The organism is Xenorhabdus sp. IM139775, from assembly GCF_028598745.1.
Classification (GTDB): domain Bacteria; phylum Pseudomonadota; class Gammaproteobacteria; order Enterobacterales; family Enterobacteriaceae; genus Xenorhabdus.
The window spans coordinates 1-8622 of record NZ_JAQRFK010000100.1 but is presented as its reverse complement, the minus strand read 5'-3'; the positions used below and the strand labels follow the sequence as shown (position 1 = coordinate 8622).

Here is an 8622-nt window from a genome sequence, read left to right as displayed (position 1 = left end):
TTTATGGGAAGGTCTGCATAAGTAGAATATACAGTCACTTTATCATAAATTTCGTTTTTGTTTCCATCTGAAGAATCTTCATCTTGAACATACTTCACATTCAAAGACTCGGAATATCTGGGTTCCCCTTCTTGGGGGATTACCATATAGTATAACCCACCAAGTTTATTAGGTTCTAATTGATCATATGTGAAAGGAAACGGAGTATCTCCTATTTTATTTATATCTCCAGTCCTATAGGTTGGAGATAATAATATTTTTTCATCTGTTCCATAATATTCAGTAAAGAATGCAAGAATGTCTGTTTCATAGGAATTATCATATTGATTAATTTCTACATTAAAATGATCTCTTCCAACGAGTTTCTTAAGTACTCCACCTTCTTCCATTTCATTTATAAAAGGATTATCTAATTGTCGATTATGAGAGTTATCAGGAAAGATACACATTGATGCTGTATATGTATATCCTGTTAGATTTTGTATTTCTGCTATAAAATCAATTCTCGCTGGTTTACCTTTTTTAGGGTACGCACGAAATTTTATCTTCCCATTTTCATCACTGTTTAATATGATGGAATATTGGTGATTTCTTTTCTCTATAGGATCAATAATATTAACATCTCCTTCTGAATCATCAGTTATATTTATCACCTCAGATCCAGGAGACAATTGATTTCGTTGTGTTGAAATAACAACCTGAGTATTTATCCCATTACCAGCAGTATCAAGGACTACTCCTTCATATACACTATAAGTGCTTGTCTTGCTAGTTATTAGGTTATCAGTAGTTGGTAATTTTATAAACTTATTTTCAGTTTTTAATGTAATTATTTCTTGCGGTGGATTTTTACTTATTTTATATGAAATAGGCAAAGGATTAATGTTAACAGGCCTTTCATTTCAGGGCGAGAGCATGAAAGCCTGTTTTTTGAACGATCCGTGCAAATAAAATACTGATTGATACTTTAACAAGACCGAATTGAGTGATATTCACCCTATAATTGATTATGCTACATACAAATTAAGGTCAAAAAACGTTCGCGCTCTCGCCCTGCCTTTCATTTTTATCATAAGCCACAACCTTAAAAGGAATTTCTGTGAGAGATTGACTATTATCGAACGTTAATAACAGTATAGAATGACCATGTTTTTCTTGACTTGTGAAATTTTTTACAAATGGTTCATATATAACTTGATGAATAGATTTCGACTGATCTTCTATTTTAAATTTAGATATTTCAGATAGTATATTTGGATCACCCGTTTTGATGGTTACTATTAGATAAATGGACTGACCATTAAAAATGGTAGAACCATCTTTAAGTGATACTTCAATTAAACTCGATGAATCTGAAAATACAAGATTTACATTTACCGTTGGTGAATCACGCTCGTTCCCATGACTGATTATTTTATATTGGGCTTGATAAGATCCATATAGAGTGATTTTATCTACAGGGAATAGTAACGAATATGGAGAAAAATCCTGTTTATCTGGGGTGATATAGTATGGTATAGAAGTTATAACACTACCATCATTAAAACGAAGATAGCCAACAATTTCATCTCCAATTTCTTCGTCAACATATTTCCCCACATTCATTAATAAATATTTATTCCCCATTATATGAACATCATGCATGTTAATGGTATCCGTCCCGCTTGCCTGAGGAAACACAGGAGGAGAAAGCTCTATTTTTTCTAAGTTTGTCATTGAATACCTCTTTATTATGTTTTTTAGATTGGAATTTTTAATATTTGTGACAACATTAACAACAAGAACTAAAACAACAAATAAAAACCTTGGGTAAGTAAAGTTATCTTTTATATTACTACCTTATATTTTTTAGCTCTAATAAAATGATAAATATAGGTGAAAATTCAAAACACAAAACCATTTATAAACCATATAATCACACATGGTTATTAAAAATATATTTAACATTAACCAACCTTAAAGGTTTCATATTTTCTTATCAGCACTATTAATATAAGATCGCCATATAAAATGCCCTTTCCACCAAATTAATTCAAATCACTTTTTTCTATCGACTGATAATTATTTTTTATTGAACAGACCATTCTACCAAGGAATAATTTAAACCATAAATTATCAAAGACACATTCAATTAAAAAAATAACCAATATTGCTTGTGAAATATTCATTTCAAAATTGTAACATCTATAATTTACAAATAAATATTAAACTATTGGGTTACTCCAAAATCACCATAAGCATTTTTCACTTTCCATAAATAACGCGAGGCTTGTGGTGCTGGATGGTTATTTTGCACATATTGATAAAACTCATTGGGTGTCATTCGATTAATTTTATTAATTGCTAACGTCCGGTTTGGGTCAAACGTTCGCAACAATGCACCTGCACCATTTACATAAGCGACTATCGTTGCATAATGCAGTGTTTCCGGGTTGGAAATGCCGTCTAAATGCTGTTTTTTCAAGATGCTGATATACGCTGTACCAAGATCAATGTTGGTTTCAGGATCTTTCAATTCGCGTATTGTCGGCTGCCCTGATTTTCCTTTTATTCTGTAAGCATCCCGACCAGCCGTGGACGCCTTAATCTGCATTAACCCAACGGCATTCGATTTACTGATAACCTCTGGACGGAAACCAGATTCCACCAGAATAATCGCTTTGATGAGGGTTTCATCAATACCATAACGCCTTGCAGCCTTTTTAATCAGGCTATCAAATGGCGTTGGTTCAGATTTCTTGGCGAGTTTACGAGAGCCAAAAACCGCATTATTGCTATCCAGCATACGTTTTGCCGTCGTTTGTCCATTAATGTCCGAGCGATGACCCCCTTGGCCTGCACATCCCGTCAGTAACAATACCAGCGCAATAGAACCGAGTTTTAATTTCACGCAACTTCCCCTAACTAAGATTAACCCTATAAAGCATATATAATTTTATTGTTAAACTAAAAATATTTTTTATTATTTATCAAAACAAATCTCTTCACTAATCATGGTTAACCCTGGACAATATGCTGTTTTTTTGCTCGCATAAGTCTGTCACTGAGATAGCCATCAACAAAATTTAAGGTGTATCTATCGAATCTATTATCAATTTCATCCGTTATCTCCTTGACTTTATAAAGGTGATACTGATAATCATTATCAATAATTAAATCTATAACAAGTAAGGTTGACCATAATGGACAAAAAACACTCGCTTTCTGCTTTTCCGATATTCAGCCTGATTATTGCTTTGTTCACTATGACGTTATTCAGTCAGCAAGCGTATGCTGACAAAAAATTCAGGGTGGTGACGACATTCACGATTATTCAGGATATGGCGCAAAATGTCGCAGGGGATGCCGCAATTGTCGAATCAATCACAAAGCCTGGTGCAGAAATCCACGATTACCAACCCACTCCCAAAGATATCATCAAAGCACAGCGCGCAGACCTGATCCTCTGGAATGGCTTAAATTTAGAACGCTGGTTCGAACGTTTTTTTGAAAATATGGCAGATAGGCCTGTTGCTGTGATAACCGAAGGTATTACGCCTTTGCCAATTCGTGAAGGGCCTTACAATAAAAACCCTAACCCACATGCCTGGATGTCCCCCCAAAATGCGCTGATTTATGTCGAAAATATTCGTAAAGCGTTTGTCAAACACGATCCAGAGAATGCTGACATTTATAATCGCAATGCCAAAGCCTATGCAGAAAAAATAGCTCAATTGGATGCACCTCTTAGAGAACGCCTTTCTCGTATTCCTGAAGAACAACGCTGGCTGGTAACCAGTGAAGGCGCTTTCAGCTATCTCACTCAAGATTATGGCTTCAAAGAAGTTTACCTATGGCCTATCAATGCTGAGGAACAGGGTTCTCCTCAACAGGTTCGCCGTGTCATTGATACGGTAAGGGCCAATAAAATCCCCGTTGTCTTCAGTGAAAGTACCGTTTCAGATAAGCCAGCAAAACAAGTCAGTAAAGAAACTGGCGCCCGTTATGGCGGAGTACTTTATGTCGATTCTCTTTCCACTCAAAAAGGATCTGTTCCGACTTATATTGATCTACTTAACACTACGGTAGACACAATTGCAAAAGGATTTAATCAATGAATCACTCATCATTAAACCGCCAACCATCATTTAAACCACCTCATTTAATTGTGGAAAACGCTACGGTCACTTATAACAATGGGCACACGGCTATTTACGATGCCAGTTTTAATATTATCGGCGGCACAATTTGTGCGCTGGTTGGCATGAATGGCAGCGGAAAATCCACATTATTCAAAACAATCATGGGATTAGTAGCCCCTTCACAAGGAAAAGTGACCCTCAACGATCAACCTATCAAAGCCGCACTAAAACAAAATATCATCGCCTATGTTCCTCAAACTGAAGATGTCGATTGGAACTTTCCGGTGCTGGTTTCCGATGTTGTGATGATGGGGCGTTATGGAAAAATGGGATTCTTACGTCGTCCCAGTAAACGTGATCATGACATTGTCAATAAGGCCCTTGAACGTGTCGGATTAACAGAACTGCGTGACCGCCAAATTGGTGAACTTTCAGGGGGTCAGAAAAAACGCGCATTTTTAGCCCGCGCATTAGCTCAAGAAGGAAGAGTTTTACTGCTGGATGAACCTTTTACTGGCGTGGACGTTAAGACAGAAAATGCCATTATTGACCTGTTGCGTGACTTACGTGACGAAGGGCATTTGATCTTAGTATCAACACATAACCTTGGCAGCGTCCCTGAATTTTGTGATCACGTTATTTTGATCAATCGCACTGTGCTCGCCAGTGGCCGAACAGAAAACACGTTTACTCAAAAAAATCTGGAAATGACCTTCGGTGGTGTCTTACGCCATATTAATCTTTCCGGCCCTGAGTTACATGAAGATGACGATCCACGCTCACTGACCGTCATTACTGATGATGAACGTGCTGCCGTCTTTTATGGGCATAATCATCATATCCCACCACGACAAAGCCCCAAGCAAAAGGAAGACCAACCATGATGGAACTACTTTTACAACCATTCAGCTATAACTATATGGTAAAAGCTATGTGGGTAAGTGCCATTGTTGGGGCTGTTTGTGCTTTTTTATCCGCTTACCTGATGCTAAAAGGTTGGTCGCTGATGGGAGATGCCCTCTCCCACTCGGTTGTACCTGGTGTAGCAGGCGCATATGCTCTCGGTATACCTTATGCAGGTGGGGCTTTTTTTACGGGGATGCTCGCCGCCTTGTCAATGACATTAGTGCGTCATATCACTCGGTTACGTGAAGATGCGGTGATCGGTTTTATATTCTCTACATTTTTTGCCGTCGGATTATTGATCGTTTCTTTAAACCCAACCTCCGTGAATGTACAAACCATTATTTTGGGCAATATCCTGGGGATCTCCGATGAAGATGTCTTACAGGTTGAAATCATTATCGCAATTTCTTTTATTATCTTAATGCTACTTTGGAAAGATTTGTTGGTTGTTTTCTTCGATGAAACTCATGCACGCTCTATCGGATTATCACCGTTACGGTTGAAAATGATTTTCTTCACGTTATTAAGTGCCTGTACTGTTGCGGCATTACAGACAGTAGGTGCTATTTTGGTGATCGCAATGGTTGTCACACCGGGAGCAACCGCCTATTTATTAACGGATAGGTTTAAGCACTTGTTAGTTATTTCTGTTGCCATCGGTTCATTCACAAGTGGTATCGGTGCATATCTGAGTTATTTTCTCAATGGTGCAACTGGGGGTGTCATTGTCACCATGCAAACAGTCATTTTCCTACTCGCGTTCTTCTTTGCCCCCAAACATGGCATGCTAGCCTCCCGCAGACGAGCCAGAAAGGAATCTCTGGCATTGATTCAGGAACGACGCTCATGAACACATTGATTGAATTAATGACTGAACCTTTCATGCATGGGTTTATGCGACGAGCCATCTTTGCTGCCATTATAGTCGGCGCTGTTTGTGCCGTACTCTCGTGTTACCTGGTCTTAAAAGGCTGGTCGCTGATGGGAGATGCCATTTCCCATGCGGTTTTGCCGGGTATCGTGCTTGCTTTTGTCGCAGGTATCCCCCTTGCAATAGGTGCGTTCCTTTCCGGTATATTTTGTGCATTTGCCACTGGATATCTAAAAGAACATAGCAGAATCAAAGAAGATACTGTTATGGGGATTGTTTTCTCAGGGATGTTTGCATTTGGGTTAGTGCTGTTTACTCGCATCGATACGGATCAACACCTGACACACATTTTATTCGGCAGCATATTGGGCATTACTCAGCATGAATTACTGCAAACACTGTGTATTGCAGGGATCACACTGGCGATTGTGTTACTGAAAAGAAAAGATTTCATGCTCTACTGCTTTGATCCCAATCAGGCACGAGTGGTTGGTCTTCCCGTCAAACTTCTCCATTACGGATTATTATCACTGTTGGCGCTCACCATTGTCGCCTCTTTGCAGGCTGTCGGCATCATCCTCGTCATTGCGATGTTAATCTCACCCGGCATCATTGCTTTTATACTGTGCCGAAGTTTTGACCGTATGCTCATTGTAGCCATGCTTGCGTCTATATCATCCAGCGTACTTGGCACGATCATCAGCTTCCATATTGATGCCGAAACAGGTCCCTGCATCGTCATCATTCAAGCAATTTTCTTTACTATTGCACTTATTTATGACCAAATAAAATTAGCTTGCAAGAAAGCAAACAAAGGGTCGTTTGAAAAAATGCTACCCCAATCGGCATCAATTCCAGAAAAATAAAACTAAGAAATAATAGAGTGCCATATCAAATTTAAGATATGGCCTTATTAATTTCCATTAAAATCCCTTTTAGCCTGTTCAAATGTTATATCTGTCTGTAATATGAGCATAGCAATTGTCAACTTAATGAGGTGAACCATGTGGCAAGCAGTTAGCCGTCTATTAAGTGAGCATTTTGGTGATGCTGAAATTCACAATAAAACGGAATTGGCGGGAGGCGATATTCACCATGCCTGGCACATTAAATATGGTGAACAAGCTATCTTTATCAAATCCAACGTGAAAGAGATGCTGCCAATTTTTAAAGCAGAAGCCGAACAACTGGACTTACTGGCTCGCAGCAAAACAACCCGCGTTCCTGACGTTTATGGTGTAGGTCATGATCGCAATTATAGCTTCTTGTTACTGGAACATTTGCCTATAAAACCCTTTAACCCGCATAGTGCGTATCTTTTTGGTCAACACCTTGCGAAGCTACACCAATGGAGTGAACAACCTAAATTTGGTTTTGATTTTGATAACATGCTCGCAACCACCATACAGCCTAACGGGTGGCAAAAGCGCTGGAATCATTTTTATGCCGAAAAACGCATTGGATGGCAATTGCAACTTGCCGCCGATAACGGAATGATATTTGGAGATATTAACCAAATTGTCCAAATAATCAGTGACAAATTACATAACCACCACCCGCAACCCTCTCTCCTGCACGGCGATCTATGGCCCATGAACTGTGCATCATTGAACGATAATTGTGCAGTCACTTTTGATCCTGCCTGCTATTGGGGAGATCGTGAATGTGATCTGGCGATGTTGCCACTTTATCCAGACCTTCCTTTGCAAATATTTGATGGTTATCAGAGTATCTGGCCATTATCTAAAGATTTCCTTGAGCGCCAACCTATTTACCAGCTCTATTATTTATTGAATAGGTGTAATCTTTTCGGTGGCGATCATTTTATCTTGGTACAAAAGATGATTGATAAAATTTTATCCGAACAGGCATGAAATACTTTATTAATATGATACTTAGCATTCATGATATTAAAAATATAAATTTATTTTAACCGAAGTGCTGCACGGAGCATCCTTGCACGGCCATTGGCTTTTATTTAATTACATTATCACCCCCAAGAATTTAAATAAGAAATAAGCGATCGCACCGATAATGATTGGTGATATATAAAGGATAAAAATCTGGCTGAATAAAGAATGACGAGGAAACTTAATTTTGGCTTCCAATTGTTCTTTGGTTATTCCACTTTCTTTCGCAAGTTCAAGGAGCATTTGATCCTCAATACGTTCTTTGATGAATTTAAATTGACGATAAATTCTCAAACCTGACGCACTCATTGCCAAACCAACAAACATCAGAATATAAATGACAAGAAAACTGATATTTTCCCCTGTGATCCCAATAAGACGATCAGGGGTTGGCGAATGTTTCCAGAAAAAATCCAAAAATGGTGTATTAAATTTAATCATTTCTGTCATCATCCTGAGGAAATCATTCAATACCGCGTTAATACCATCACCGCTAACACCATCACCTTTAACATCATGTTGCCCTGCGATCAGATTAACCACTGAGACAAACGTTGATAATAAGGACGGCACAAAAATAATCCAGCCCAAGATTCGTTTAGCGACAGCAACATATCCGGCTTGTTGGTACGTCATTACATTCTCCATTGGCATAAATCATTTTATTTTTACTCAATAATAGCTCATAAGGAACCAACTTTACCCCCATTGGTAGAATAATTCTCCTAAAAAGTATCTCTGCTTTGTTATCACTCATAACGAGATTTAATTGACTGAAATTGTTACAATTAAATCTCATTAATCACTGTTATCA

9 protein-coding genes are annotated in these 8622 nt (G+C 38.3%); 5 read left to right on the top strand and 4 right to left on the bottom strand.

All coding sequences use genetic code 11. The annotated features are described in order from the left end of the window. The 3 genes from PSI17_RS15210 to PSI17_RS15200 form a co-directional block, all read right to left on the bottom strand. Positions 1–875, bottom strand: an 875-nt coding sequence (locus tag PSI17_RS15210) for a hypothetical protein (protein ID WP_273552783.1), incomplete at its 3' end; no start/stop codon positions are given. 154 nt (positions 876–1029) lie between these two features. After that, positions 1030–1716, bottom strand: a complete 687-nt coding sequence (locus tag PSI17_RS15205; RefSeq protein ID WP_273552782.1) for a hypothetical protein — start codon at positions 1714–1716, stop codon at positions 1030–1032. Between the two features lie 493 nt (positions 1717–2209). Next, positions 2210–2890 carry a transglycosylase SLT domain-containing protein gene (locus PSI17_RS15200; protein WP_273552781.1) on the bottom strand — a complete coding sequence of 227 codons (681 nt, stop codon included), beginning with the start codon at positions 2888–2890 and terminating at the stop codon, positions 2210–2212. Between the two features lie 292 nt (positions 2891–3182). On the opposite strand from PSI17_RS15200, the gene PSI17_RS15195 reads away from it, so the two are divergent. From PSI17_RS15195 to PSI17_RS15175, 5 genes are all read left to right on the top strand, one after another. Next, positions 3183–4097, top strand: a complete 915-nt coding sequence (locus tag PSI17_RS15195; RefSeq protein ID WP_273552780.1) for a metal ABC transporter substrate-binding protein — start codon at positions 3183–3185, stop codon at positions 4095–4097. Beyond that, positions 4094–5005 carry a manganese/iron ABC transporter ATP-binding protein gene (locus PSI17_RS15190; RefSeq protein WP_273552779.1) on the top strand — a complete coding sequence of 304 codons (912 nt, stop codon included), beginning with the start codon at positions 4094–4096 and terminating at the stop codon, positions 5003–5005. The genes PSI17_RS15195 and PSI17_RS15190 overlap by 4 nt, the downstream gene beginning before the upstream one ends. After that, a complete protein-coding gene (locus tag PSI17_RS15185; RefSeq protein ID WP_273552778.1) occupies positions 5002–5877 on the top strand; it encodes a metal ABC transporter permease in 876 nt (291 codons plus the stop codon). Before PSI17_RS15190 ends, PSI17_RS15185 begins: the two co-directional genes overlap by 4 nt. Continuing rightward, positions 5874–6764: a metal ABC transporter permease gene (locus tag PSI17_RS15180; protein ID WP_273552777.1), complete on the top strand. Its 891-nt coding sequence runs from the start codon at positions 5874–5876 to the stop codon at positions 6762–6764. The genes PSI17_RS15185 and PSI17_RS15180 overlap by 4 nt, the downstream gene beginning before the upstream one ends. Positions 6765–6902: 138 nt before the next feature. After that, positions 6903–7772, top strand: a complete 870-nt coding sequence (locus tag PSI17_RS15175; protein ID WP_273552776.1) for a fructosamine kinase family protein — start codon at positions 6903–6905, stop codon at positions 7770–7772. Between the two features lie 108 nt (positions 7773–7880). Here PSI17_RS15175 and PSI17_RS15170 read toward each other — a convergent pair whose 3' ends face one another. Further along, positions 7881–8444: a YniB family protein gene (locus PSI17_RS15170; protein WP_273552775.1), complete on the bottom strand. Its 564-nt coding sequence runs from the start codon at positions 8442–8444 to the stop codon at positions 7881–7883. Positions 8445–8622: the final 178 nt, after the last annotated feature.